Genomic DNA, 23,906 nt, shown 5'->3' with positions numbered 1-23,906 from the left:
GGGCGCGCGCGGCAATGGTCGCGCGCGCCTCTTTCATCTTTCTCCAAATACGAAAACAGCACCATGTGCCATTTGGAGCCGCCCTTCCTCCTCTGAGGCAAAATGTTCGAAATCTGCGCAGATCCAAGCCAATTAAAAACCCTCGTCTGGTTTGGGTGCTACCTGACCAATGGCGCGCATTTTCTATTCTACCAAAGTTTCCTGATTGTCTTCGCCATCCTTGCGCTCACGGCCCCGACAGCATTGGCATTCGGCTTTGCCGCCGCTGCCGCTGCACGCTCCAATATTCTGCCCATCCGCTGGCTGGGGCGGCTTTATACGGCGATGGTGCGCGGTGTTCCCGATATCGTGTTTTTCCTCTTTTTCGTCCTCGTGCTGGATCAGGGCATCGAATACCTGTTCCACGTCACACTCTGCCCCGATTGGGACGAGCCGATCCGCCAAGGCCCGAATTTCATCGTCTGTGATGCTGCGCGCACGCCCCAAAGCAATTCGCCGCAATGGGTGCATGAGACCTATAATTTCACCCTCGCCATCTTCACCTATGCGATCGTGTTCGGGGCGTTTTGCGCCAATGTCCTTTTTGGCGCCATGCAGGCCGTTCCGCGCGCGCAGCTTGAAACTGCCGAGGCCTATGGCATGTCGCGCCGCCAAATTTTCTGGCGCGTTCTGGTGCCGCAAATGTGGATTTATGCCCTTCCGGGCCTGAGCAATGTCTGGATGATCCTGATCAAAGCCACCCCGCTTTTGTTCCTGCTTGGCATCGAAGATATCGTCTATTGGGCGCGCGAATTGGGCGGCTCGCGTACCTCAGCCTATCAATACCCGCACCCCGATTGGCGGTTTTGGTATTTCCTTGGCCTGTTGATCTTCTATCTCGCCTTCACCCGAGTCTCGGAATTGGTGCTGTCGCGCCTGACGGCACGACTGTCACGCGGGCAGGCCACCTTGGCGGGCGAGCAAATGCGCAGGGCAGATATATGAGTTGTTGGGACAGCCTCCATGCCTATGGTCTGCGCTCCATCGGGATTGGCGAGCGGCTTTTGCCGCGCACGGATATCACCCTATGCGACCAGATCGTTCTGATCGGCTCGGGCATGATCTGGAATGTGTATTTCGGGGTGCTGGCGCTTGGCTTTGGGTTCTTTTTCGCCGTGGCCTTAGCGCTAGGCAAAAACTCGGCGCGGGCAATCGCGCGCAAGCCTGCGGAATGGTTCATCTTCATCTTCCGCGGGTCCCCCCTCTTCATCCAGTTTTTCATGGCCTATGAGGCCTTTGTGATGCTGCCGCGCCTTGGTGTCGAATTCGAGGTTTTCGGCATCATGATCGAGGCCGAGACCCGCTGGTTTGCGCGTGCATGGCTTGGCGCGCTGCTGGTCCTGTTCTGCAATACATCCGCCTATGCCGCCGAGATTTTCTATGGGGCGTTGCGCTCGGTTCCCAAGGGCGATCTTGAGGCCGCCGATGCCTATGGAATTACAGGCTGGAGCAAGTTTCGCCGCATCACCTTTCCCACCATGATGCGTCTGGCATGGCCCGGCTATACGAATGAGGCGATCTTTTTGTTCCATGCAACAGCGCTTGTGTTCTTCTCCTCCTTCCCCGCTTTCCAGCAAAAGGGGGACGCGCTCTATTACGCGAGCTATTTTGCCGATCGCACCTTTAACCCCTTCGTGCCCTACCCGATTGTTGCGGTCTATTTCGTGGCCCTTACATTGGTGATCATCACCTTGTTCGGATGGATCAATCGCAGGCTGAACAGCCATCTTCCAAAGACCGAACGCCCACGCCTTCGCATTCGTATGAACCTGATCAGATGACCGATTTCCTGCTGGAAAACCCCGAAATCAAAACGATCCGCGTTGCGGCATCCGATCTCAATGGGCAGCCGCGCGGCAAACGGATCGCGCGCCGCTTTGCAGGCAAGGCTCTCGAGGAAGGTACGCGCTTTCCCTTCTCCGTCCTGAACCTCGATATCTGGGGCGAGGATATTGATGACAGCCCCTTGGTCTTTGAAAGCGGCGATCCCGACGGGGTGCTGCTGCCTACGGAACGGGGCTTTGTACCGATGCCATGGTTGCAGGCCCCCACGGCGCTTTTGCCGCTTTGGATGTTCCATGAGGATGGCCGCCCCTTCGCAGGCGATCCGCGCCATGCACTAGCCACAGTGGTCGAGCGCTACAAAAAACTGGGGCTGACACCTGTGGTGGCGACCGAGCTGGAATTCTACATCATCGATGACAAAGGGGCAGAATTGCGCGTGCCGCGCTCGCCACGCTCGGGCAAACGCCGCCAACAGGCCGAAATTTTGGCGCTGCGCCAGCTTGATGCTTTTGATGAGTTTTTCACCGATCTCTATGACCATTGTGAAGCCATGGATATCCCCGCCGATACCCTGATTTCCGAGGCAGGCCCAGGGCAGTTCGAGATCAATATGATGCATCAAAACGATGCCCTGAAGGCCGCCGATGACGCATGGCTTTTCAAACTATTGGTGCGCGGGCTTGCGCGGAAATACGGCTTTGCCGCCAGCTTCATGGCCAAACCCTATGTCGATTATTCGGGCAATGGCATGCATATGCATTTCTCGGTTCTCGATGCGCAGGGAAAGAACATCTTTGATGATGGGACCTCCAAAGGCGCTGATAAATTGCGCCATGCCGTGGCGGGCTGCATGAAGGCGATGGCGGGCTCGATGCTGGTTTTTGCGCCGCATGCCTCAAGCTATGACCGTCTTGTGCCGGGGGCCCATGCGCCCACTGGAATTGCTTGGGCATATGAAAACCGCACTAGCGCGCTGCGCATCCCCTCGGGCGCGAACGCCGCCCGCAGGATCGAGCATCGCGTCGCAGGCGGCGATACCAACCCTTATCTGCTGATCGCGGCCATCCTTGGCGCGGCGCTGAACGGTATCGAAGATGGCAAGGCCCCCCCCGCGCCCATCACGGGCAATGCCTATGACAAAGACCTCACCCATCTGCCCGCCACATGGGGTGGCGCGATTGACGCCTTTTCCGAAAGCCCCGAGATCGCGCGGATTTTCCCCAAAGGCCTGATCCAGAATTTCCTCGCCACCAAAAGGCAGGAATTGAAATATATGGAAGATCTCAGCCCCGATGAGCAATTGGAGCTTTATCTCGACACCGTATGAGCCACGCGATCAAATCCCCTTGCCCGCATCCAGCCTGAAGCATACCGTATCCAAGTAACCCTGTTGACGAGCACCCAATGAAAATCGGCATCCTTCAAACTGGCCATCTGCCCGACGATATGCGGGCAGCGCATGGCGATTACGCGGCTATGTTTGCAAATCTATTTGACGGGCGCGGCTATAGCTATGTCGTGTTCAATGTGGTCGATATGGAGTTTCCCGACAGTCTTGATGCAGCGGATGCATGGCTGGTCACAGGCTCCAAACACGGGGTCTATGAAGATCACGCCTTTATCGCACCGCTTGAAGACCTGCTTCGTGCCATCCGCGACAAGGGCGCGCCCTTGGTGGGGATCTGTTTTGGCCACCAGATCATCGCGCAAGCCTTTGGCGGCCATGTCGAAAAATTCGCAGGCGGCTGGTGTGTCGGGCGGCAGAATTACTTAATCAATGGCGAAAGGCTGCACCTCAATGCATGGCATCAGGATCAGGTGATCACCTTGCCTGAAGGGGCGCAAACCCTTGGGTCATCAGATTTCTGCGCCCATGCCGCGATTGCCTATGGTGAGCGTATCCTGACAGTCCAGCCCCATCCTGAATTCCAAGCCCCCGTGGTCAACCACCTGATTGAGACCCGTGGACGCGGCGTGGTGCCTGATGATTTGCTGGCAAAGGCCGAAGACGGTCTGGCCCATGCCACACAGAATGAAAGGCTGGCCGAAATGCTTGCCGCCGTTCTGGACAAGGCACAGGTGCCCGCATGAGCACCTCTGAGGACTTTTTGGACAAGCTTCCCGAGGTCGCGCGCCTTTTTCTGGAGAACCGTCGCCTTGATGAGGTGGAATGCATCGTCTCGGACCTTGCAGGTGTAGCGCGCGGCAAGGCGATGCCTGGCCCGAAATTCGCGCGCCAGTCGCATTTCTACCTGCCCAATTCGATCTTTTTCCAGACCATCACGGGCGATTGGGCCGATGCCTCATCCGATGGATATACCGAACCTGACATGGTCCTGACACCTGATTGGGAGACCGCCCTGCCCGCCCCTTGGACGGCAGATTGGACGCTTCAGGTGATCCATAATATCGACGACCAACAGGGCAGGCCTGTTCCCTTTGCGCCGCGCAATGTGCTCAAGCGTGTGGTCGAATTGTATAACGCCAAAGGCTGGGATCCGATCGTCGCCCCCGAGATGGAATTCTACCTCGTCGCCCCCAATACCGACCCCGCCCGCGAGATCGAGCCGCCGATGGGACGCTCGGGCCGCAGGGCTGCCGCGCGGCAGGCCTATTCGATGAGCGCGATTGATGAATACGGCCCCGTGATCGACGATATCTATGATTTCGCTGAAGCCATGGGCCTCGAAATTGATGGCATTTTGCAAGAAGGCGGCGCGGGCCAGATCGAGTTGAACCTGCGCCATGGTGAGCCTGTGCGTCTGGCCGATGAGATTTTCTTTTTCAAACGGATGATCCGCGAAGCCGCGCTGCGCCACAACTGCTATGCCACATTCATGGCCAAACCCATCGAGGGCGAGCCTGGAAGTGCGATGCATATCCACCACTCCGTCGTCGATCAGGCAACGGGCAAGAATATCTTCTCACATCCCGATGGCTCGGAGACGCCTGCTTTCCTGCATTTCATCTCGGGCATGCAGCGCCATATGCCATCGACCATCGCTTTGCTGGCCCCTTATGTGAACAGCTACCGCCGCTATGTGCCTGATTTCGCAGCGCCCATTAACCTTGAATGGGGGCGCGACAACCGCACGACAGGGCTGCGCGTTCCTGTCTCAGATCCTGCCAGCCGCCGCGTTGAAAACCGCCTTCCCGGCATGGATAGCAACCCCTATCTCGCCCTCGCGGCCTCATTGGCCTGTGGCTATCTGGGCCTGACCGAAGGCAAGGACCCCAGCCCCGAATTCAAGGGCGATGCCTATGCCAGCGATGATGGAATCCCGCGCGGACTTGGCGATGCGCTTGGGCTTTTCTCGGAAAACGAAGCCATGGCAGAGACCCTCGGGCCTGAGTTCTGCCGCGTCTACACGGCGGTGAAGGAATTGGAATATAAAGAATTCCTGCAAGTCATCAGCCCGTGGGAGCGCGAACATCTGCTGACGAATGTATGAACCCGCTTTATCGCAATGACAGGCTTGGGCAGCACGCGCCCTCCAGCTATCTGGCGGGCCTGCCTACCCCGCCCGAGCGCCCGAAATTTCAGGGCCATATCAGTGCAGATGTCGCCGTCATCGGCGCAGGTTTCACGGGGCTTTGGGCCGCTTTGACCTTGGCACGCGCGGGCAGGCGCGTGGTTGTGCTGGATGCCCATCGCGTTGGCTTTGGCGCATCGGGCCGCAATGGCGGGCAGGTCCATTCTGGCTTCAATAAATCGCAAGACTGGCTGGAACAGAAACTGGGCCAGACCCGCGCCCATGCGCTATGGGACATCTCGCAAGAGGCCAAGGCGCAATTGCGCAATTTCTGCAAGGATCACGCGCCCGAGGCCAAGTATAAATCGGGCATCGCGCATGGCGAATACAAACAAGCCGATCTGGCCCATGCCCGCGCCGAGGCCGAGCATCTGGCCGAACGCTACGGCCATCACACCGAGGTCATGGAGCGCGAGGCCTTCGCAACCCTTGTGAAATCCCCGCTTTATGTTGGTGGCACAATCGATGCATCGGGCGGGCATCTTCAACCGCTGGCCTATGCTTTGGCCCTAGCGCGCGAAGCCGAAGCGGCAGGTGCCTTGATCTTCGAGCAAAGCGAAGTGACCGATGTTCAGATGGGCAGCAAATTGCGGCTGATGACGCGTGGCGGCTCGGTCAGTGCGGGGCATGTGATTGTCGCGGGCAATGGTTATCTCCCCGATATCCTGCCGCAAGTGAACACCAAGGTCTTGCCGATCAATTCCTTCATCGCCGCAACCGCGCCTCTGCCCGATCGTTGGCAGGAAGTTCTTGCAGAAGATTTCGCCGTATCGGATAGCAAATTCGTGGTGAATTACTATCGCTTCGACGATGAAAAGCGCTTTCTCTTTGGCGGGCGCGAGAGCTATTCCATCGGCTTTCCCCGCGATATCTCCACAGCGCTTATTGCGCGGATGGAACATCTTTTCCCGCAACTCAAAGGCGTGGCGGTTGATCACGTCTGGGGCGGGTCGCTGGCCGTGACGGTCACCCGCTTGCCACATGTGGCCCGCATCGCGCCCAATGTCTTGTCGGGTGCGGGGTTTTCGGGCCATGGCGTGGCGCTTTCGGGCATGGCAGGGCGCGTGATGGCCGAGGCCGTCTTGGGCCAAGAAGAGGGTCTGGCCACATTCGACGCGCTGCCCGTCCCGACCTTTCCAGGTGGGGATGCATTGCGCAGCCCGATGCTGACCCTTGCCATGACTTGGTTCGCCTTGCGCGACAGGCTCGGCATTTAACCGCGACAAGACGAAGTGTCACAAAAGCTTCGCTGGAATTTTATCCCCGCTTCATGTAAAGAAATTTGAAAGAGAGAATTTCAAAAAGGTTAATTCATGGCCCTCGCACCGAACGTCTATGATGCCGAACCCATCCCAGAAGCTGCACGTGCGGAAATAGACCGCCTTTTGCAGTCAGGTGACCTCTTTCGCTACACTGCGCCCGCAGACGCCCCCGTGGCCCTGCTGGAGCGTGAATTTGCGGATATGATGGGCTCGAAATACGCGCTGGCGGTTTCAAGCTGCTCAGCCGCGCTGTTCTTGTCGCTCGAAGCGCTTGGCCTTGAAGCGGGTGCACGCATCTTGATCCCCGCATTCACTTTCGCGGCCGTGCCATCCTCAATCGTGCATGCCCGCATGCAGCCCGTTCTGGTCGAGGTTGGCCCGAATTACCGAATTGATATGGACGACTTCAAAGCCAAGCTGGATGACAGCATCAACGCCGTCATGATCAGCCATATGCGCGGCCATACCTCCGATATGGATGCAATCATGGCGCTTTGCGATGCGCGCGGCATTCCTGTAATCGAGGACGCCGCCCATTCGCTTGGCACGCAATGGCATGGCAAAAAGATCGGCACGATTGGCAAGATCGGCTGTTTCAGCTTCCAATCCTACAAGATGCTCAATGCAGGCGAGGGTGGCATTCTGATCACCAATGACGCCGATGTTGTGGCGCGCGCAGTGATCATGTCGGGCGCATATGAGCATAACTGGAAAAAGCACAAAGGCCCGAATGGTCAGAACGACCCCGAATTGGCCGAGGCGTTCGCCCGCTGGCAGAACAAACTGCCGCTCTATAATCTTCGGCTGCAAAACCTCTCTGCGGCTGTGATCCGCCCCCAGATCGACGAGCTTCCGCGCCGTGTGCGCGACGGTTTGGCCAATCATGATTATGTGGCTGATCGGCTGAACGGCTCGGCTTGGCTCGATGTGCCACCCCCCCTCGGCCCTGAGGAGCGTGCGCCAGATTCGATCCAGTTCAATCTGGTCGGGTTCGACAGCGATGAAGATGCCCGTGCATTCCAAGCCGCAGCCGATGCCCGCGGTGTGAAAGTGCAGGTCTTTGGCCTCTCGACAGATAATGCGCGCGCCTTCTGGAACTGGCAGTTTATCCCTGGCGATATGCCCGAGCTGCCACAGACCCGCGACATGCTGATGCGGGCCTGCGATGTGCGCCTGCCTGTGCGCCTCACAAAGCCCGAACTGGATTTCGTTGCAGACGCCCTGCTGGCGGCCGCCGCAGATGTGATGGAACAGCCACGCGCCTACGGCACCTAAAGCCGAAACATCTCATTTCTCGAATTGAACGCGCGCCCTGCAAGGCGCGCGTTTTTTAATGCCTCACATGCCAAGACAGATGAGTGCGACCGCTGGATCCCATAATCCAGATTGCGGCGTCTCAATCCCCGCGATAGCCTTTACCTACATGTCACCCAATGAGGCCATCATGACCGACCATGCCCCCAATTCATGGGAAGCCCGCGCCGAGGAATTCAGCCTCTACGGCTTTACCGACCTACCCTCGATCCGCGATCGGGGAACCGTTGTTCTGACCCACGGGGAAGGGCCCTATGTCGTCGACACCCATGGCAAACGCTATCTCGATGCCAATTCGGGCCTTTGGAATATGGTTGCAGGCTTTGATCACAAGGGTTTGGCCGAAGCTGCAAAAGCCCAATATGACCGATTTCCAGGCTATCACGCTTTCTTTGGCCGCATGTCGGACCAAACTGTTGCCCTATCCGAGCGGCTGGTCGAGGTCTCGCCCTATCCGCGCGGCAAGGTCTTCTATACCAATTCCGGCTCAGAAGCGAATGACACCATGGTCAAGATGCTGTGGTTTCTTAACCGCGCCGAAGGCCGCCCGCAGGCCCGCAAAATCCTGACCCGTCATAATGCCTATCACGGGGTGACGGCTGTTTCGGCTTCGATGACAGCGAAACCCTATAACGAGTTGTTCGGCCTGCCGATGGATGGCTTTGTTCATCTGAGCTGTCCGCATTTCTGGCGCTTTGGCGCGGAAGGCGAGACCGAAGCCCAATTCACGGCGCGTCTGGCGCAGAAGCTGGAAGATGTCATCGCCCGTGAAGGCGCTGACACCATCGCAGGCTTTTTCGCCGAACCCGTCATGGGCGCAGGCGGGGTCATCCCACCATCCGAGGGGTATTTCCAAGCGATCCAGCCCATCCTCAAGAAACACGGCATCCCCCTGATCGCCGATGAGGTGATCTGCGGCTTCGGGCGCACGGGCAATATCTGGGGCTGCGAAACCTATGACTTCATGCCCGATGCCATCATCTCCTCCAAAGTGCTGACGGCGGGGTATTTCCCTATGGGCGCGGTGATCCTCGGGCCTGACATGGTGGACCGCCTGCAAGCCGCCATCGATCCGGTCGAGGAATTCCCGCATGGCTTCACCGCCTCGGGCCATCCTGTGGGCTGTGCGGTCGCGCTCAAGGCGATTGATGTGGTGCTCAACGAAGGCCTGCTCGAGATGGTGCGCGACGGCGCGCCGCGCATGGAGGCGGGGCTGGCCGAAATCGCCAAACACCAAAATATCGGCGAGCTACGTGGCATCGGTTATATGTGGGCCCTTGAGGCCGTGCGCGACAAGGACAGCAAAACACCCTTCGAGGGGCATCTTTCCGTCAGTGAGCGCATCGCAAATACCTGCACCGATCACGGGCTGATCTGTCGTCCTCTGGGTCAATCTGTCGTGCTCTGCCCGCCATTCATCCTGAGTGATACGCAGATGGACGAGATGTTTGATAAACTCGACGCCGCGCTGAAATCGGTTTTTGCTGAACTGGGGTGAAACTTCGCAGACGGGCCAAAAATAGTTACCCCCCTCCCCCGAAGTGAACGCGTTATGCTATGATCGCCCTGTGTGACCAGCCGGAGCAAAAGCCATGACCCGCGATCATGTGTCCGTCAATCGAGATATCTGGAACGCCGATGCCGCCAATTGGGTGGCAACTGGCACGCGCCTTTGGGCGGCGACCGAGCCTGAATGGGGCAATTGGGGCCAGCCTGAGACCACTTTGAATATGTTGCCCCGTGACATGGCGGGCATGGATGCCATCGAGCTGGGGTGCGGCACAGGCTATGTCTCGGGATGGATGGCGCGGCGCGGCGCATGCGTCACGGCCATAGATGTTTCACCCGCACAACTGGAAACAGCGCGGCGACTGGCCCGCGAAAACGCGGCTGATATCACCTTTATTGAAGGCAATGCCGAGCAGACAGGCCTGCCAGATGCCAGTTTCGACTTTGCCATTTCCGAATATGGCGCGGCAATCTGGTGTGCGCCGAAACTCTGGCTGCAAGAGGCATGGCGATTCCTCCGATCCGGCGGAGAACTGTTTTTTCTGGGCAACCACCCCCTATCACTCATCTGTTCCCCTCTGGATGGCGCCCCTTGCGACAGGCAGCTTCACCGCCCCTATCGCGGCATGTGGGGGGCGGATTGGACCGAGGTTGAATTCGAGCCCAGTGGTGTGTGTTTTAATCTGACCCTATCCGGTTGGATGGCGCTCTTCTCAGAAATCGGCTTCGCGGTGACAAAATACCAAGAGGTCTACGCACCCAATTGGGCCGAGGGGACCCGCGGTGCCATCCCCGCAGACTGGGCGAAAAGCTACCCGATTGAGCAGGTCTGGCATCTGCGAAAGCCTGACTGAGGATCGAGGGGCATCCTATGGGTGACCTGAAGCAATGCTGCGTTACTGCGGGTCGGCAGAGAGCCCAGAGCCGACGCCTTAGCTAGTCCCGGCGAATTACGCCTCCCTCTCGAACAGCATAAGTTCAATGCAACGGACTTGTGACGGAGAATAGTCGTGATGGGCCTCGATGGCTTCGGCAACAGATTCCAACCAAGAGTAGGTCTTGGCAAGTTCTGAGTGAACAAAGTCGAAGTATCTCAGATAGGCTTGCTTGGTATTGATCTGGTAAGAATGGTTAAGCTTGAAGTTTCTTCTTGCAACCCTGCTGTCCCAGATCGGAAAGCTCTCAGAGCTCAAGAAGTGCAGAAGTTTACTCGTGCCAACCCAAGAACGATTTATCGGAGCAATCTCGTCTATCGCCTCAAGAAAAGTACGAGCGGAATTGACCGTCTTAGCACCTCTAATCGAAGCGATAGGATTCGGACAATTGAATTTCTCGGGTTCAAAATGCTTTAAGATCGTCGGCATCCAGCCGTAACTCGCGCAAGCCAGTGCATGTAATCCGTCCTCGGATTGATCGTCTTCGATTTGGGAGGCGAGTTTAACGAGCGCACGATGCGACCCATAATATTCCTGCGAATGCAAATTCTCGACAGCACTATTTTGAGTTAGGCTGCCAAGGTAAGAACTTGCCCCACTTGTATCCCAGCTTTTTAAAGTCATGAAGTGAATACCCTCGCATTGATATGGTTCGTCTAGGTGACTAAAATTGCACACAAATTCTTAGTCTGTGCAATGCGTTCCTACTGGAATGTCTCTGAGCCCGTTCGACAAGCATCTTGGGCTGCCTTAGAGGAATCTCTTTCTTCTGAAGCGCCTTAGATCGGCCCAATAATCGTATGGACAGAATGCCCCCTTTGTCCGCACAGCCGACGTTCCACGCAGCATAGCGCAGGCGTCCACTTTTGCCCATCTCGCCATTCGGAACCTAATCCGCTACGGGGCTGAGAGCAGCGATAGAGCCACATATGGTGAACAGCAGCAAAGCCCCGCAAAACCGATAGCAGGCAGGCGTCTCAGTGGCAGCGCTTACCGCCCCGCCCCACGCATCGCGAGGCGGTCATGGGCGGCCCCGAAGGCTCCAACTCCTAAATCTTGGAAAGCTTCGACTGCAATTCCGCCAATTGCTTGCGAATTTCCGCCAGCTCTTCGGCGCTGCTCGGCTCGGCGCTTGGCTCGGGGGATGCCTCCTCGGGCGCAGGGGCCGACCAATTGGTGGCAAGCCCGCCTGTCATGGCTTTCATGAAGGCCTCTTGCTGCGCGCGCATCGCGTCAAACCCTGGCATATTGGTCATGTTCTCAAGGCCTGGCACAGCCGCAATCGGGTTGATCGCCGTCATGCTTTCCATCATCTGCGACTGTCCTTGCTTGAGCATATCAAAGCTCATGGCAAGGAAATCAGGCACAACGCTATTGGCCTGCGAGGTGTAGCTTCTGACCAGATCGGTCAAAACACCAATGGGCAGCACGCTTTCGCCACGGCTTTCATGCTCGGCGATGATCTGCAGGAGATATTGCCGCGTCAGGTCATCACCAGATTTCAGATCGATGATATTGACCTCACGACCTTCGCGAATGAACCCCGCGATATCCTCGAGGGTCACGTAATCCGACGTCTCCGTGTTATAGAGGCGGCGGCTGGCATATCTCTTGATCACAAGGGGATCAGTGGGTGTAGGCATACTGGAGTTCTCTCCCTCTCCTGCAGTGCAGAATGAGCTTACGCTCTCGCAGCAGAATTGCAAGCCGCAGCGCGGCATATGAAAAGGGCGGACCTTTTTAGGCCCGCCCTCTCAAGGTCGTATCTATCGGGGAGGACGATGATGCGAGAAACCTAGTGACTTACTTCGCTGCAGCAGTTGCTTTCTTAGCGGCAGTTGTCACTTCGCTTGTTGCTTTCTTGACAGCGGCAGTTGCTTCTTCCGAAGCTTCTTTGCCAGCAGCCATCAGCAACTCAACAGTTTCCATCTGAACTTTTTTCGCAACTTCTGCGAAAGCGGCCATGGATTCTGTGGCCATTTCAGCTTGTGCCGAAGCAAAATCGGTTACGGACTGGCCGTACTCTGCTGGCTCTGCTTTGGTTTTTGCGACATCGCTGAGTTTCGCGATTGTGTCTTTTGCCCAAAGGGTGTGGATCTCGGTGGACTTTTCAGCCGCTTCGAGCGCGACCTTGGAAAACTTCTCGCCGAGTGCGGCGGAGTTTTTGAATGCGTCGGTCATTGCAGACATATCCATTGGGTACGACCCCATCAGGTCTGTCATGTATTTCGTGAAATCGGGCGCTGCTGCTTTAGCCATGATAGTTCTCCTGAGGTAACGTTTACGCGTGAGGCGGCGATGACTTCGCTGCATCTGCAAACATATATCTATGCTGCAGCGCAGAATGTCAACAGTTTTTCTGCATCGCAGCAAAATCACTCAAGGAGACAGCAGCTCAATCCTCAAGCTGCTCGCTGACATAGGTGCCTGGTGCGTCACATAAAGCGGGATAGCCCGCCTCACCCGGAATGCGGGCCGCAACTTGCTTGCCCGATTGCTTGGAGAGCCATGTTTCCCAACGCGGCCACCATGACCCTTCATTGAAATCCGCGCCCTCGCGCCAATCGGAATTGGACAGCGAGATATCGTCATTGGTGTAATGGCCGTATTTCTTTTTAGAAGGCGGATTAACGATGCCCGCAATATGGCCTGACTGCGACAGGATGAAGGTCTTGCTCTTGGAGCCCATTTTCTGGACCCCGCGGTAGCTGTCCTTCCATGCCGCGATGTGATCGGTCTCGCAGGCAATGGCGCAGACAGGCACGGTCACATCGCTGATATGAAGCACCTCGTCAAAGAGCGAGAACCCGTCCCCCGCCAGCGCATTGCTCTGACACAGACCCCGAAGATACTGGATCGCCATTTTCCCGGGCAGGTTGGTGCTGTCGCCGTTCCAGAACAACAAATCAAAGGCAGGCGGGGCCTCGCCCATCATATAGCTGCGCACGGCAGGCGCATAAACGAGGTCATTGGCGCGCAAATAGCTGAAGGTCTTGGACATGAAATAGCTGTCCAGAATGCCCGTTTCCTCAACCTGTCGCTCAATCGCATCGACAAAGTCGTTCTGAAGGAAGACCGTGAACTCACCTTGATCCGCGAAATCCACAAGCGTGGTGAAGAAGGTCGCCGATTTAACGGGCGTCTCGCCACGCTTCTTTAGCAGCGACAAGGTCAGGCTGAGGGTCGTGCCCGCGATGCAATACCCAACGGCATTGACCTGTTTCTCATCGGTGATCTCACGAACGACATCAAAGGCCTTAAGGTAGCCATCCTCGATATAATCCTCGAGGCCCGTATCGGCATAGCTTTGATCGGGGTTTTTCCAACTGACCACAAAGAGGGTATAGCCCTGATCCACGATCCATCTGATCAGGCTATTCTGTGGCTTGAGATCCATCACATAGAATTTGTTGATCCAAGGCGGGAAGATGATAAGCGGTGTTTTATGGACCGTGTCGGTGGTCGGCGCGAATTGGATCAGCTCCATCATACGGTTGCGATAGACGACCTTGCCCTTGGCTGTGCCGATATTTTCCCCAAGCGCGAAAGCGTTCGGATCGGCAAGGGTGGGCAAAAACTCGCCCTTATGCGCTTCGATATCGCGCACAAGGTTCTCCATGCCCTTCACAAGGCTTTCCCCATCGGTTTCGACCGCGCGTTCCAAAGCATCGGGATTGGTCGCAAGGAAATTGGTGGGCGAGAACATATCGATCATCTGGCGCGCGAAGAACTCGACGCGGTGTTTATCCTTGCCCTCAAGCCCCTCAAGCCCAAGCACCGCCTCCTCAACCGCTTTGGCCGAGGTCAGATATTGCTGTTTAACAAAGTTGAAATAGGGGTGCGTTTGCCAAAGCGGGTTTGAAAACCTGCGATCCGTCGCCTCGTCCTCAGCGGGGGGAACTTTGAAGCTGCCGCTGGCAATGGCGTTTTGGGCATCCATGTAATGGGTCAACGTCTCGGCCCAGTATTGGACCTGCTGTTCCATCAATTTGGCGGGGTTGTTCATCATATCCTGCCAATAGGCCATGCCCGCCTTGAGATAGACCTCCTGCCCCGGACCATAGAGACCCGCATCCCCGGGTTCACGCTGTGACAGGGCTGCGACAAGCCTTTGGCTGAGTTCCTCAACCCTTGCGAGATTGGCGTTCAAGCGCTCGAGGTTTTCCCCCATTTTAGCCAACTCCCTTTTCGTTCCCTGACGTCTCAACTTGATTTTGCATCAAAAATGCTGCATGTGCATTGTAAGCTTTGACACGGAGAGGGGTCAAAGCAACCAATTGCAACTGGGTTTGTCCTGACTCTAGGCACTTAATCCAGTTTGTCACGGCAGGAATGAGCATAATGAAATACCTTCTCACCTATGATCTGATCGAATCGATGCGCGTCACCAACCAATGGTTGGGCTCCACCGCACGTGCGATGTGCTCTTATCCCCAGCTTGGCCTCATGGCCAATCCTGCCATTCAGATGACCGCCGCTTGGGGCGAGGTCATGGAGCGCAGTTTCGCGCGCATGGTTGCCAAACCCGATTGGGGCATCGACTCGATCGCTGGCCCAGACGGGCGCGACCATACGATCTCGATCGAAACAGTTTTGGCGCGCCCCTTTGGCGATTTGATCCGCTTCAAGGTAAATGACCGCGCGCCAACAGGCCGTAAGGTTTTGCTGGTCGCTCCGATGTCTGGACATTACGCCACGCTGCTGCGTTCGACCGTGGTCAGCCTTTTGCCCGATTGCGATGTCTATATCACCGATTGGCACAATGCCCGCGACATCCCCGTCAGCGTCGGCAAATTCGATATCGAAGATTACACGCTCTATCTGGTGGATTTCCTGCGCGAGATGGGGCCTGACAGCCACGTCATCGCCGTGTGCCAGCCAGCGCCCCTTGCCTTGGCGGCCACCGCCTATCTGGCCGAGGAAGACCCTGACGCACAGCCGCGCACCCTGACCCTGATCGGGGGACCAATCGACCCAGACGCGGCCGCAACAGATGTAACCGATTTCGGAAATCGCGTCACAATGGGGCAGTTGGAACAGCATGTGTTGCAGCGTGTAGGCTTCAAACATCCTGGTGCAGGGCGCATGGTCTATCCGGGCTTGCAGCAGCTTAGCAGCTTTATTGCCATGAATGCCGAAAAGCATGGCAAGGCCTTCAGTGACCAGATCATTCGGGTCGCCAAAGGCGAGGCCTCGGATCAGGATAAGCACAATAAATTCTACGATGAATATCTCGCCGTGATGGATATGACGGCCGAGTTCTATCTCTCCACCGTGGAGCGCATTTTCAAAAATGGTGAGATCGCGCAGAACCGTTTTGTTGTGGATGGCAAGCAAGTTGATCTTGGCAAAATCACCACTGTGGCGGTTAAAACGGTTGAAGGCGGCAAGGATGACATCTCGGCACCCGGTCAATGTGTTGCCGCTTTGCGGTTATGCACGGGCCTGCCCGAGGCGAAAAAGGCCAGCTATCTCGAACCCGAAGCAGGGCATTACGGGATTTTCGCAGGGAAAAGCTGGCGTCAGAATATCCGCCCGCTTGTCATCGATTTCATTGATGCCAATTGCGATGTGCCCAAAGCGCGAGCCTCACACGCTGCCGAGTAATTGGCGCCTGTAACGCGGGCGCGTCAGGCCTCCAGCCAGTTGCGAAGGACGTGCAGCGTTTCGCTTGGCCGCTCCAAAATCGGGATATGGGATGCCCCCCCGATGATCTCCAGATTGGCACGCGGGATCAGGTCGGCCATTTGCTCATGCCTGCGCGGCGGGGTCAGCGCATCAAATTCACCGCACACCACAGAACAGGGCACCCTGATCCGCGGCAAGGTTCCTTGCTGATCATCGCGGCGCTGTAGCGCGCGGGATTGCGCGACAAAAACATCCGGCCCCAAGCTCAAGGCCATATCCAACATCAATTCCGCAATATCATCCCTTTTATGGTCGGCGCGCAAAAGGCTGGGGATCACCTCGTCGCGCATCACATATTCCAGACGCCCCGCTTTTACGCGGGTGATATGCGGCTCGCGCGCGGCGGCTTGGTTGGGGGTTTCAGCCAAAGGCGAGGTATCCATGAACATCACCCGCGTCACCCGTTCAGGCGCGCGGCGGATCACCTCCATGGCAACAATGCCGCCCATGGAAAACCCCAGCATCGCGAATTTCTCAGGGGCGCTGACCAGCACTGCTGAAGCCATTTCAGAGATCGTCTCAGCCCCCGCGATCGCGGGGAGATGCAGGCTGCGTTCAGCCGAGAGCTCCGACAAAAACGGCCACCACAGCCGCGCGTCGCACATCATTCCAGGTATCAGGACCAATGGGTCAACTGACATCTTCGCTCTAAGCATTTTGCGTTCCCTCTAACTCGGTCACATTCTCTCACAGCGGGAAGGGCGTCAACATCGCGCGCGAGGTCAGAGGCGGAAAGACAGGGGAAATGCGCAGGGCCCGATGAGCCGAAATTGTGGGGGACCGGGTATCAGACCCTGCGCGCCGATATCGGCAAGGCCTAGCGTGCATAATCCGTGCCAAATCAGGCTTGCGGCAAAAGCGCCTCTAGGGCCGCTTCAATCACGCCCAGACAATGCGCATCCGAAAACCTGTGATCCGCCCCTTTGACCAGTTCCAAATGAACCTGCGGGCCGTTCAAATGCTCAAGCAGGCGGAGGGCCACTGACATATCCACGGCATCATCGGCTGTGCCTTGCAACAATCGCACAGGCACGTTCAGATCAAGCGGCTCGCGCAGCACCAACTGGTGGCGACCATCCTCGATCATGCGCCGTGTGATGATCATCGGCTCGCCATATTCTGACGGAAGCGCCACCTGCCCGTCCTCCATGATCTGGCGGCGCTGCTCCTCCGAGAATTCGGCCCACATGCCATCCTCGGTAAAATCGGGCGCGCCCGCGATGGTCACAAGGCCTGCCATCCTCTCGGGCATGCGTTTGGCCAGCAAAAGCGAAATCCAGCCCCCCATGGAGGAGCCTACAAAGACCTGTGGGCCTGTCGTCAACGCAGAAATCGCCGCCTGCGCGTCCTCAGCCCAATCGCCAATACAGCCTTGCGTAAATTCGCCCGAGCTTTGGCCATGGCCAGAATAGTCAAACCGCAAAAAGGCTTGGCCACGCGCCTTGGCCCAATCTTCCAGAAACAGCGCTTTCGAGCCTTCCATATCCGAGCGCAAGCCACCCAGAAACACAACACCAGGCCCCGCGCCTTCATGCTTGTGATAGGCGATTTGGCGGGATTGGGCAGTCTCGAGATATTGCGGTGTCATCTGGTTTTCCTTCCTCAATGCCTCTTTGTGCAGAGACTTCACCAAAACGGCAAGACCACCTAGCAAGCCCCGTTGACTTGGACGCATCTGCAAGGCACATAGCCCCTGAACCCTTACCCGCAACCGGGCGTTTTGTAGGCGCCAAACTGACGAGGAGACAGGCCATGAGCCAGATTTCCCTTAAATTCCCCGACGGCAATGCCCGCGACTATCCCGCTGGCATCACGGCTTTTGCCGTTGCAGAAAGCATCGCGCCCTCGCTGGCCAAGCGCGCGATTTCCGCGACGCTGGACGGTGCCCATATCGATCTGGCCTGGCCGATTGACGCCAGCGGCGAGATCGCGATCAACACGATCAAGGATAATGACGCCGAGGCGCTGGAACTGATCCGTCACGACTTCGCCCATGTCATGGCGCGCGCGGTGCAGGAAATCTGGCCTGACGTCAAAGTCACCATCGGCCCCGTGATCGAAAATGGCTGGTATTACGATTTCGACCGCGAACAGCCCTTCACGCCCGAAGATCTCGGACAGATCGAAGCCAAGATGAAAGAGATCATCAACAAGCGCGACCCGATCCGCACCGAGCTGTGGGAACGTGACCGCGCTGTTGCCCATTACGAGGCGTCTGGCGAACCCTATAAGGTAGAGCTGGTCGGCATGATCCCCGAAGGCCAGCCGATCCGCATGTATTGGCATGGCGAGTGGCAGGATTTGTGCCGTGGTCCGCATCTGCAGCATACAGGCCAATTGCCCGCCGATGCCTTCAAACTGATGAAGGTGGCGGGGGCCTATTGGCGCGGCGATAGCGACCGCCCGATGTTGCAGCGTATTTACGGCGTGGCCTTCAAGAACCGTGATGACCTCAAGGCGCATCTCAATTTTCTTGAGGAAGCCGAAAAGCGTGACCACCGCCGCTTGGGCCGCGAGATGGACCTGTTCCATATGCAGGAAGAGGCCCCCGGTCAGGTGTTCTGGCACCCCAATGGCTGGAGCATCTATACCAATCTGCAAGACTATATGCGCCGCAGGCAGCAGCTAGGCGGTTATGTCGAGGTCAATACCCCGCAAGTGGTGGACCGCAAACTCTGGGTCGAGTCTGGCCATTGGGAAAAATACCAAGAGCATATGTTCATCGTCGAGGTTGACGAAGAGCATGCCCGCGAAAAAGCAGTCAACGCGCTCAAGCCGATGAATTGCCCCTGCCATGTGCAGATTTTCAACCATGGCCAGAAATCCTATCGCGACCTGCCTTTGCGCATGGCCGAATTCGGATCCTGCAACCGTTATGAGCCTTCGGGCGCATTGCATGGCATCATGCGGGTGCGTGGCTTTACCCAAGACGATGCGCATATCTTCTGTCGCGAAGAACAGATCAAGGAAGAGACCCGCATCTTCATCGAGCTTCTGTCTTCAGTCTACGCGGATTTGGGCTTTGAAAGCTTCAAGATCAAATTCTCTGACCGCCCCGAGGCGCGCGCTGGATCGGATGAGGTTTGGGACAAAGCCGAAAGCGCGCTGAAAGCCGCGACCGAGGCCGCAGGCTGCACCTATGAACTCAACCCCGGTGAAGGGGCGTTTTACGGCCCAAAACTGGAATTCGTTCTGACCGACGCAATCGGACGTGACTGGCAATGCGGCACGCTGCAGGTGGATTTTGTCCTGCCCGAGCGCCTGGATGCCAATTACACCGCCGAGGATGGGGCCAAACACCGCCCCGTCATGCTGCACCGTGCGATCCTCGGCTCTTTCGAGCGTTTCCTTGGCATTCTGATCGAGAATTTCTCGGGCAAACTGCCCTTCTGGTTGGCACCACGTCAGGTTGTTGTGGCCTCGATCGTGTCGGATGCGGATGAATATGTGCTGGAAACGGTTGCGATGCTCAAAAGGCTTGGCCTGCGCGCCGAAGCTGATCTGCGCAATGAGAAGATCAATTACAAAATCCGCGAGCATTCGGTCGGTAAGGTTCCGGTGATCCTTGCGGTCGGGCGTAAGGAAGTTGAAGAGCGCACTGTGACCGTGCGCCGCTTGGGAGAAAAGCAAACCCGTGTCGAGGCTTTGGATGACGTGGCCGCCGCCTTGGCCGCCGAGCGTATCCCGCCCGATCTTCGCGACTAACACACCGCGCAAGCACAATAACGAATCTGAAACGGGGGCAGGAGACTGCCGCCGTTTTCTATTTGCACCTTCACGCGTTGAAACATTCGTCCGTTAGAGCGGGCTTCAACCCCATATAGAAATGAAACATTCTGACCCCGCATGTGGCCCGAAACAAAATTTTTCCAATTTTTCTCAGTGGCTTAAACCTGACCCAAACTCATACAGGTCTCTCACATGATCTTCGCAACCGCTCACGACGCCGTGCCACACATGTCTGTGATTGGTTTGTGAACACGGCCTGACCCTAGTCTGCTCTCAGTCGGATGAAGCTTCATCAGGCATTTTGAAATTCAACTTTTCGGGGAGCAACCCATATGACTACTCAGATCAAATCCGCCGCCGTTCTTGGTGCAGTTGCCGCAGCCGTAACCGCTTATGGCACCATGCCTGCCGCCGCTCAGGAGCAAGAGAAATGCTATGGCATCAGCCTCGCTGGTGAGAATGACTGCGCAGCAGGCCCTGGCACCACTTGTGCGGGCACATCCACTGTAGATTATCAGGGCAACGCATGGACATTCGTTCCTGCGGGCACCTGCGCCGATGTTGAACTGCCTGATGGCCGCATGGGCGCGCTCGAAGAGCTGGACCGCGACCTACCTGCATAAACCAAGGCAAACCCCCAAGGCGCCTTTGCCTTGGGGGTTTTCTACATCGCCTGCCTACGCATAATTCCGGAGCCACCAATATGCTCGACATGACCCCAACCCCCCTTCCGACCGCGGCAGGCGTCGGCTTCAAATCGCAGCATTTTGCAGAGGTTATGGAAGATGCAGGGCCGATCTCATGGCTCGAGATTCATGCCGAGAATTACATGGGGGCTGGTGGCCGCCCGATTGCTCAACTCAAAGCGCTGGCCGAAAAATTTCCGATCTCGGTACATGGCGTGGGTCTGTCCATCGGGGGCGAAGCGCCGCTGGACCGCGACCACCTTGCGCGGCTGCGTCATCTTTGTGACTGGCTCAACCCTGCCTCATTTTCCGAGCATCTTGCATGGTCCAGCCATGATGTCGGCTTTTTGAACGACCTTCTGCCCCTGCCCTATACCGAGGCCACCTTGGCCCGCGTTTGCCACCATATCGATCAAACGCAGGATGCGCTTGGCCGCCGTATGTTGCTGGAAAACCCTTCGACCTATCTCGCCTTTACCGAGACGACCCTATCGGAGGTCGAGTTCCTGACCGAGATTGCGACCCGTACGGGCTGTGGCCTGTTGCTGGATGTGAATAATGTTTTTGTATCTGCCGCCAACCAGAATTGGGATGCGCGCGCCTATATTGATGCCTTCCCTCTGCATCTGGTCGGCGAAATCCATCTGGGCGGGCATGATGAGGATAGCGACGAGCATGGCGCGCCCTTATTGATCGACAGCCATGGCCGCGCGGTGGTGGACCCTGTCTGGAACCTTTACGCCCATACCATCGCCGCCGCAGGCCCCAAGCCCACATTGATAGAATGAGACACCGATGTGCCGACGCTTGATACGTTGAAGGCGGAAGCCACGCGTGCCGCGCAACTCCTTCCCGCCACGGTATGACCCCAATGCAAAACGGTTTCACCCAAGCCCTTCTTGATGGCGCTCAGACGCCACCCGCTGGTCTGGTCGACCCCCAAGGTCGCCCCGCAACCAAGCGGTTTGGCGTCTATCGCAACAATGTTGCGGTCAGTCTGACATCGGCCTTGGAAACGGGCTTTCCTGTGATCGCCAAATTGGTGGGCCCTGAGTTTTTCAAGGCCATGGCGGGCGTGTTTCTGCGTGCCCATCCGCCCGAGACCCCCTGCATTGCCACCTATGGCACCCGCTTTCCCGGCTTTTTGCAAAGCTTCAAGCCTGTCGCGCATTTGCCCTATCTGGCCGATGTCGCGAAACTGGAACTGGGTTTGCGCCAATCCTATCACGCAGCCGACAGCACCCCTTTGAATGTCCAAGGGCTGGAGCCTGCAGCCGTGATGCAATCGCGCCCGAGAATGGCCCCTGCAAGCCTTGTGCTGCGCTCGAACTATCCGGTGTTCTCGATCTGGCAGGCCAATATGACACAGGACGCGCCCAAGGTTGTGATGCAGCCCGAAAATGTCCTGATCACCCGCCCCCTGTTTGACCCTGCCCCCCATTTGATGCCCGAAGGCGGCTTTGATCTGGCACGCAGCCTCAAGGGGCGCAGTACCCTCTCAGATGCGATGGCCGCGTCACTGGCCGCTTGCCCTCAGGCCGATCTGGGCGCTGTACTGGCTTTATTTATGACAAAATCTGCATTGACCTTGGATGAAGGACCCCAATTATGAACGCGCTCATTTCCTTGCATAATCGTGGCTTTGACTGGCTCGAAGCCCGCATCGCCCCTGCTCTGCTGCCGACATTGGCGCGGCTGGTCTTTGCAGGGACGCTCTTGGTGTATTACTGGAAATCGGGCCTGACGAAATTGGGGGACGGGATCACTGGCTTGTTCAATCCGGGCTTCGGAGCTTACGGCCAAATTCTGCCGCGCGTCTTTGAGGCCTCGGGCTATGATCTGAGCCAGATCGGCTTTTTGCCGCGCATGGTGGTTTTGGCAGGCACTTGGGCCGAGTTCATCCTGCCTGCCCTGCTTCTGATCGGCTTGGCCTCACGATTGGCAGCACTTGGCATGATCGGTTTTGTTGCCGCGCAATCTTGGGTCGATATCAACGGACATAACTTGGCCGCTGCCGATATCGGCACATGGTTCGATGGCAACCCAGCCTCCTTGATCGTGGATCAACGCGCCTTCTGGGTTTTTGTGCTGCTCATGATCGTCCTCAAAGGTGCGGGACCCATTTCGGTCGATGCAATGCTATCGCGCTACAAAAGGGCCGCCTGAACATCCTTGCCCCAACCCAGATGATATACGTCCCCATCCACAATCACGGGGCGTTTCATCAGGGTTGGATGCGCGCCAAGCAGTTCCAAGGGCAGCTTCTCGCGCTCCTCCTCGGATAGCTGCCGCCATGTGGTGGATTTACGGTTCACCAAGGCATCTTTGAAATAATGCAAGAATTTCACCTGCTCAGCCATGGTGAGCGGCTCGGTTCGGACATCGCGGAAGGTTACATCCTTGCCCGCTTCTTCCAGAGCCTTAACCGCCTTACGGCAGGTATCGCAGGTCTTAATTCCAATCACATCCATGTTGCTGCCTTTTTCATCACGTCAGTCAATTTCTGCCAAGTGGCTCTACCGTCACCAGAGTTTCACTTGATTTTTTATAAATCCCAACCAATTTTTGTGACTATGGTTGGGTTTTCGTCCGGTCTGCCCCGTAAAAAAGGGCAACATAAAAGGCGCGCGCCCGTCATGATCACCACTCCGCCGAAGAAGTCTGGCGGGTTGTTAGACCTGAGAAAGAAAGTCGAGAGCACCATGCCCACTGGCACAGTAAAGTGGTTCAACACCACAAAAGGATTTGGTTTCATTGCCCCCGATGGCGGCGGCACGGATGTATTTGTCCATATTTCGGCCGTTGAACGCGCCGGAATGAAGGAACTCCCCGATAATATGAAGATCGGTTATGAATTGCGCGAAGGCCGTGATGGTCGCTCCTCAGCGGTCGAGTTAACGGCCCTCTAAAGCGCTTCGCGTTCGACGTGACCGAGTGGACATGGTTGACCCGCAGGGCCTTGCGGCTTTGCGGTCACTGGCTTTATGCGAACAATGCCCGCGTGGCCAATACGCCACCCCATGCAGCGCCCCCTGTAAGCACGCTGCCCCAAATCACATCCATAGCCACCATTTGCGGATGCCAATCCCGCATCACGGCCCATGAGGTGAACTCATAGGTGCCATAGGCCACCAGCCCCAAAATCGCACCATTCAGCAAGGCCTGCGACGGCACCCCAGCCTGTAGCGCAGGCCATGAGGCGAAATACATCACCCCGCCCATATAGGTGAAATAGAACAAGAGCGCAGGCAGCAACCTGAAGCCCCCCTCATAGAGCAAATCCCCCAGATGCCGCGCAAATACAGGATGCAGAACCGAGCGCAGCATGATCGCATCGGCCACAAGAAAGAGGACCGAGGTGATCAGGAACAGGGTCAGGAATGTCATTTGGTCGCTCTCCGGTATGCTTTATTCAAGGAACCTAGT

General features: G+C 57.0%; 23 protein-coding genes and 1 pseudogene. 16 read left to right on the top strand and 8 right to left on the bottom strand.

The features are described 5' to 3' along the window. The first annotated feature begins 102 nt into the window (after window positions 1-102). From ACTYEO_RS02245 to ACTYEO_RS02205, 9 genes are all read left to right on the top strand, one after another. Window positions 103-984, top strand: coding sequence for an ABC transporter permease (locus ACTYEO_RS02245; protein WP_449322077.1), 882 nt, complete (start codon window positions 103-105; stop codon window positions 982-984). Further along, window positions 981-1,820 carry an ABC transporter permease gene (locus tag ACTYEO_RS02240; protein ID WP_449322076.1) on the top strand — a complete coding sequence of 280 codons (840 nt, stop codon included), beginning with the start codon at window positions 981-983 and terminating at the stop codon, window positions 1,818-1,820. The genes ACTYEO_RS02245 and ACTYEO_RS02240 overlap by 4 nt, the downstream gene beginning before the upstream one ends. Beyond that, a complete protein-coding gene (locus ACTYEO_RS02235) occupies window positions 1,817-3,151 on the top strand; it encodes a glutamine synthetase family protein (RefSeq protein ID WP_449322075.1) in 1,335 nt (444 codons plus the stop codon). The genes ACTYEO_RS02240 and ACTYEO_RS02235 overlap by 4 nt, the downstream gene beginning before the upstream one ends. 77 nt (window positions 3,152-3,228) lie before the next feature. Continuing rightward, entirely contained in the window at window positions 3,229-3,915 is a 687-nt protein-coding gene (locus ACTYEO_RS02230; protein ID WP_449322074.1) for a type 1 glutamine amidotransferase, read from the top strand. Beyond that, window positions 3,912-5,276 (top strand): glutamine synthetase family protein, encoded by a 1,365-nt coding sequence (locus ACTYEO_RS02225; protein WP_449322073.1) that lies wholly within the window; start codon window positions 3,912-3,914, stop codon window positions 5,274-5,276. The genes ACTYEO_RS02230 and ACTYEO_RS02225 overlap by 4 nt, the downstream gene beginning before the upstream one ends. Next, window positions 5,273-6,574, top strand: coding sequence for an NAD(P)/FAD-dependent oxidoreductase (locus ACTYEO_RS02220; RefSeq protein ID WP_449322072.1), 1,302 nt, complete (start codon window positions 5,273-5,275; stop codon window positions 6,572-6,574). The genes ACTYEO_RS02225 and ACTYEO_RS02220 overlap by 4 nt, the downstream gene beginning before the upstream one ends. Before the next feature lie 96 nt (window positions 6,575-6,670). Continuing rightward, entirely contained in the window at window positions 6,671-7,894 is a 1,224-nt protein-coding gene (locus ACTYEO_RS02215; protein ID WP_449322071.1) for a DegT/DnrJ/EryC1/StrS family aminotransferase, read from the top strand. A 169-nt stretch (window positions 7,895-8,063) separates the two neighbouring features. Further along, on the top strand, window positions 8,064-9,431 hold the full coding sequence (locus tag ACTYEO_RS02210) for an aminotransferase (RefSeq protein ID WP_449322070.1): 1,368 nt from the start codon (window positions 8,064-8,066) through the stop codon (window positions 9,429-9,431). Between the two features lie 94 nt (window positions 9,432-9,525). Continuing rightward, window positions 9,526-10,296: a class I SAM-dependent methyltransferase gene (locus tag ACTYEO_RS02205; protein ID WP_449322069.1), complete on the top strand. Its 771-nt coding sequence runs from the start codon at window positions 9,526-9,528 to the stop codon at window positions 10,294-10,296. Window positions 10,297-10,392: 96 nt separating this feature from the next. Here ACTYEO_RS02205 and ACTYEO_RS02200 read toward each other — a convergent pair whose 3' ends face one another. The 4 genes from ACTYEO_RS02200 to phaC all read right to left on the bottom strand — a co-directional run bounded on the left by ACTYEO_RS02200 (window position 10,393) and on the right by phaC (window position 14,548). Next, complete coding sequence (locus ACTYEO_RS02200) at window positions 10,393-11,001, bottom strand: hypothetical protein (RefSeq protein WP_449322068.1); 609 nt, start codon at window positions 10,999-11,001, stop codon at window positions 10,393-10,395. Window positions 11,002-11,426: 425 nt separating this feature from the next. Next, window positions 11,427-12,020: a polyhydroxyalkanoate synthesis repressor PhaR gene (gene phaR / locus ACTYEO_RS02195; protein WP_449322067.1), complete on the bottom strand. Its 594-nt coding sequence runs from the start codon at window positions 12,018-12,020 to the stop codon at window positions 11,427-11,429. Between the two features lie 160 nt (window positions 12,021-12,180). After that, a complete protein-coding gene (locus ACTYEO_RS02190) occupies window positions 12,181-12,636 on the bottom strand; it encodes a Phasin (RefSeq protein ID WP_449322066.1) in 456 nt (151 codons plus the stop codon). Between the two features lie 136 nt (window positions 12,637-12,772). Further along, entirely contained in the window at window positions 12,773-14,548 is a 1,776-nt protein-coding gene (gene phaC / locus ACTYEO_RS02185) for a class I poly(R)-hydroxyalkanoic acid synthase (protein ID WP_449322065.1), read from the bottom strand. A gap of 170 nt (window positions 14,549-14,718) precedes the next feature. On the opposite strand from phaC, the gene phaZ reads away from it, so the two are divergent. Further along, window positions 14,719-15,984, top strand: coding sequence for a polyhydroxyalkanoate depolymerase (gene phaZ / locus ACTYEO_RS02180; protein ID WP_449322064.1), 1,266 nt, complete (start codon window positions 14,719-14,721; stop codon window positions 15,982-15,984). A 23-nt stretch (window positions 15,985-16,007) separates the two neighbouring features. Here phaZ and ACTYEO_RS02175 read toward each other — a convergent pair whose 3' ends face one another. Both ACTYEO_RS02175 and ACTYEO_RS02170 read right to left on the bottom strand, forming a co-directional pair. Further along, window positions 16,008-16,706 (bottom strand): alpha/beta fold hydrolase, encoded by a 699-nt coding sequence (locus tag ACTYEO_RS02175; protein ID WP_449322063.1) that lies wholly within the window; start codon window positions 16,704-16,706, stop codon window positions 16,008-16,010. Window positions 16,707-16,906: 200 nt separating this feature from the next. Then, a complete protein-coding gene (locus ACTYEO_RS02170; protein WP_449322062.1) occupies window positions 16,907-17,653 on the bottom strand; it encodes an alpha/beta hydrolase in 747 nt (248 codons plus the stop codon). Between the two features lie 164 nt (window positions 17,654-17,817). Here ACTYEO_RS02170 and thrS point away from each other — a divergent pair, with 164 nt between their 5' ends. The 5 genes and pseudogenes from thrS to ACTYEO_RS02145 all read left to right on the top strand — a co-directional run bounded on the left by thrS (window position 17,818) and on the right by ACTYEO_RS02145 (window position 22,646). Next, window positions 17,818-19,770 carry a threonine--tRNA ligase gene (thrS, locus tag ACTYEO_RS02165; protein ID WP_449322061.1) on the top strand — a complete coding sequence of 651 codons (1,953 nt, stop codon included), beginning with the start codon at window positions 17,818-17,820 and terminating at the stop codon, window positions 19,768-19,770. Between the two features lie 356 nt (window positions 19,771-20,126). After that, entirely contained in the window at window positions 20,127-20,417 is a 291-nt protein-coding gene (locus tag ACTYEO_RS02160; RefSeq protein WP_449322060.1) for a BufA1 family periplasmic bufferin-type metallophore, read from the top strand. Window positions 20,418-20,497: 80 nt separating this feature from the next. Continuing rightward, window positions 20,498-21,346: pseudogene (gene bufB / locus ACTYEO_RS02155) on the top strand (MNIO family bufferin maturase). A gap of 5 nt (window positions 21,347-21,351) precedes the next feature. Continuing rightward, entirely contained in the window at window positions 21,352-22,092 is a 741-nt protein-coding gene (locus ACTYEO_RS02150) for an HvfC/BufC N-terminal domain-containing protein (protein WP_449322059.1), read from the top strand. Beyond that, complete coding sequence (locus tag ACTYEO_RS02145; protein ID WP_449322058.1) at window positions 22,089-22,646, top strand: DoxX family protein; 558 nt, start codon at window positions 22,089-22,091, stop codon at window positions 22,644-22,646. The genes ACTYEO_RS02150 and ACTYEO_RS02145 overlap by 4 nt, the downstream gene beginning before the upstream one ends. On the opposite strand, the gene ACTYEO_RS02140 is transcribed toward ACTYEO_RS02145, so the two are convergent. Then, the gene (locus ACTYEO_RS02140) at window positions 22,628-22,951 is read right to left on the bottom strand and encodes an arsenate reductase family protein (RefSeq protein ID WP_449322057.1); all 324 of its coding nucleotides are present in this window, start codon (window positions 22,949-22,951) and stop codon (window positions 22,628-22,630) included. The genes ACTYEO_RS02145 and ACTYEO_RS02140 overlap by 19 nt on opposite strands. A 231-nt stretch (window positions 22,952-23,182) precedes the next feature. Between ACTYEO_RS02140 and ACTYEO_RS02135 the strand changes: the two genes are divergently transcribed. After that, on the top strand, window positions 23,183-23,389 hold the full coding sequence (locus ACTYEO_RS02135; RefSeq protein WP_449322222.1) for a cold-shock protein: 207 nt from the start codon (window positions 23,183-23,185) through the stop codon (window positions 23,387-23,389). 73 nt (window positions 23,390-23,462) lie between these two features. Here ACTYEO_RS02135 and ACTYEO_RS02130 read toward each other — a convergent pair whose 3' ends face one another. After that, a complete protein-coding gene (locus ACTYEO_RS02130; protein WP_449322056.1) occupies window positions 23,463-23,867 on the bottom strand; it encodes a DUF2177 family protein in 405 nt (134 codons plus the stop codon). Between the last annotated feature and the right edge of the window lie 39 nt (window positions 23,868-23,906).

The organism is Rhodophyticola sp. SM2404, from assembly GCF_053570515.1.
Note: the sequence above shows the minus strand (reverse complement) of the source record. Positions and strands in the feature narration are given on the sequence as shown.

Bases quoted from the DNA above. Each gene is read 5' to 3' on its own strand.
- ACTYEO_RS02245 (WP_449322077.1), top strand. From the start codon at position 103: ATGTTCGAAATCTGCGCAGATCCAAGCCAATTAAAAACCCTCGTCTGG.
- ACTYEO_RS02240 (WP_449322076.1), top strand. From the start codon at position 981: ATGAGTTGTTGGGACAGCCTCCATGCCTATGGTCTGCGCTCCATCGGG.
- ACTYEO_RS02235 (WP_449322075.1), top strand. From the start codon at position 1,817: ATGACCGATTTCCTGCTGGAAAACCCCGAAATCAAAACGATCCGCGTT.
- ACTYEO_RS02230 (WP_449322074.1), top strand. From the start codon at position 3,229: ATGAAAATCGGCATCCTTCAAACTGGCCATCTGCCCGACGATATGCGG.
- ACTYEO_RS02225 (WP_449322073.1), top strand. From the start codon at position 3,912: ATGAGCACCTCTGAGGACTTTTTGGACAAGCTTCCCGAGGTCGCGCGC.
- ACTYEO_RS02220 (WP_449322072.1), top strand. From the start codon at position 5,273: ATGAACCCGCTTTATCGCAATGACAGGCTTGGGCAGCACGCGCCCTCC.
- ACTYEO_RS02215 (WP_449322071.1), top strand. From the start codon at position 6,671: ATGGCCCTCGCACCGAACGTCTATGATGCCGAACCCATCCCAGAAGCT.
- ACTYEO_RS02210 (WP_449322070.1), top strand. From the start codon at position 8,064: ATGACCGACCATGCCCCCAATTCATGGGAAGCCCGCGCCGAGGAATTC.
- ACTYEO_RS02205 (WP_449322069.1), top strand. From the start codon at position 9,526: ATGACCCGCGATCATGTGTCCGTCAATCGAGATATCTGGAACGCCGAT.
- ACTYEO_RS02200 (WP_449322068.1), bottom strand. From the start codon at position 11,001: ATGACTTTAAAAAGCTGGGATACAAGTGGGGCAAGTTCTTACCTTGGC.
- phaR (WP_449322067.1), bottom strand. From the start codon at position 12,020: ATGCCTACACCCACTGATCCCCTTGTGATCAAGAGATATGCCAGCCGC.
- ACTYEO_RS02190 (WP_449322066.1), bottom strand. From the start codon at position 12,636: ATGGCTAAAGCAGCAGCGCCCGATTTCACGAAATACATGACAGACCTG.
- phaC (WP_449322065.1), bottom strand. From the start codon at position 14,548: ATGGGGGAAAACCTCGAGCGCTTGAACGCCAATCTCGCAAGGGTTGAG.
- phaZ (WP_449322064.1), top strand. From the start codon at position 14,719: ATGAAATACCTTCTCACCTATGATCTGATCGAATCGATGCGCGTCACC.
- ACTYEO_RS02175 (WP_449322063.1), bottom strand. From the start codon at position 16,706: ATGTCAGTTGACCCATTGGTCCTGATACCTGGAATGATGTGCGACGCG.
- ACTYEO_RS02170 (WP_449322062.1), bottom strand. From the start codon at position 17,653: ATGACACCGCAATATCTCGAGACTGCCCAATCCCGCCAAATCGCCTAT.
- thrS (WP_449322061.1), top strand. From the start codon at position 17,818: ATGAGCCAGATTTCCCTTAAATTCCCCGACGGCAATGCCCGCGACTAT.
- ACTYEO_RS02160 (WP_449322060.1), top strand. From the start codon at position 20,127: ATGACTACTCAGATCAAATCCGCCGCCGTTCTTGGTGCAGTTGCCGCA.
- ACTYEO_RS02150 (WP_449322059.1), top strand. From the start codon at position 21,352: ATGCAAAACGGTTTCACCCAAGCCCTTCTTGATGGCGCTCAGACGCCA.
- ACTYEO_RS02145 (WP_449322058.1), top strand. From the start codon at position 22,089: ATGAACGCGCTCATTTCCTTGCATAATCGTGGCTTTGACTGGCTCGAA.
- ACTYEO_RS02140 (WP_449322057.1), bottom strand. From the start codon at position 22,951: ATGGATGTGATTGGAATTAAGACCTGCGATACCTGCCGTAAGGCGGTT.
- ACTYEO_RS02135 (WP_449322222.1), top strand. From the start codon at position 23,183: ATGCCCACTGGCACAGTAAAGTGGTTCAACACCACAAAAGGATTTGGT.
- ACTYEO_RS02130 (WP_449322056.1), bottom strand. From the start codon at position 23,867: ATGACATTCCTGACCCTGTTCCTGATCACCTCGGTCCTCTTTCTTGTG.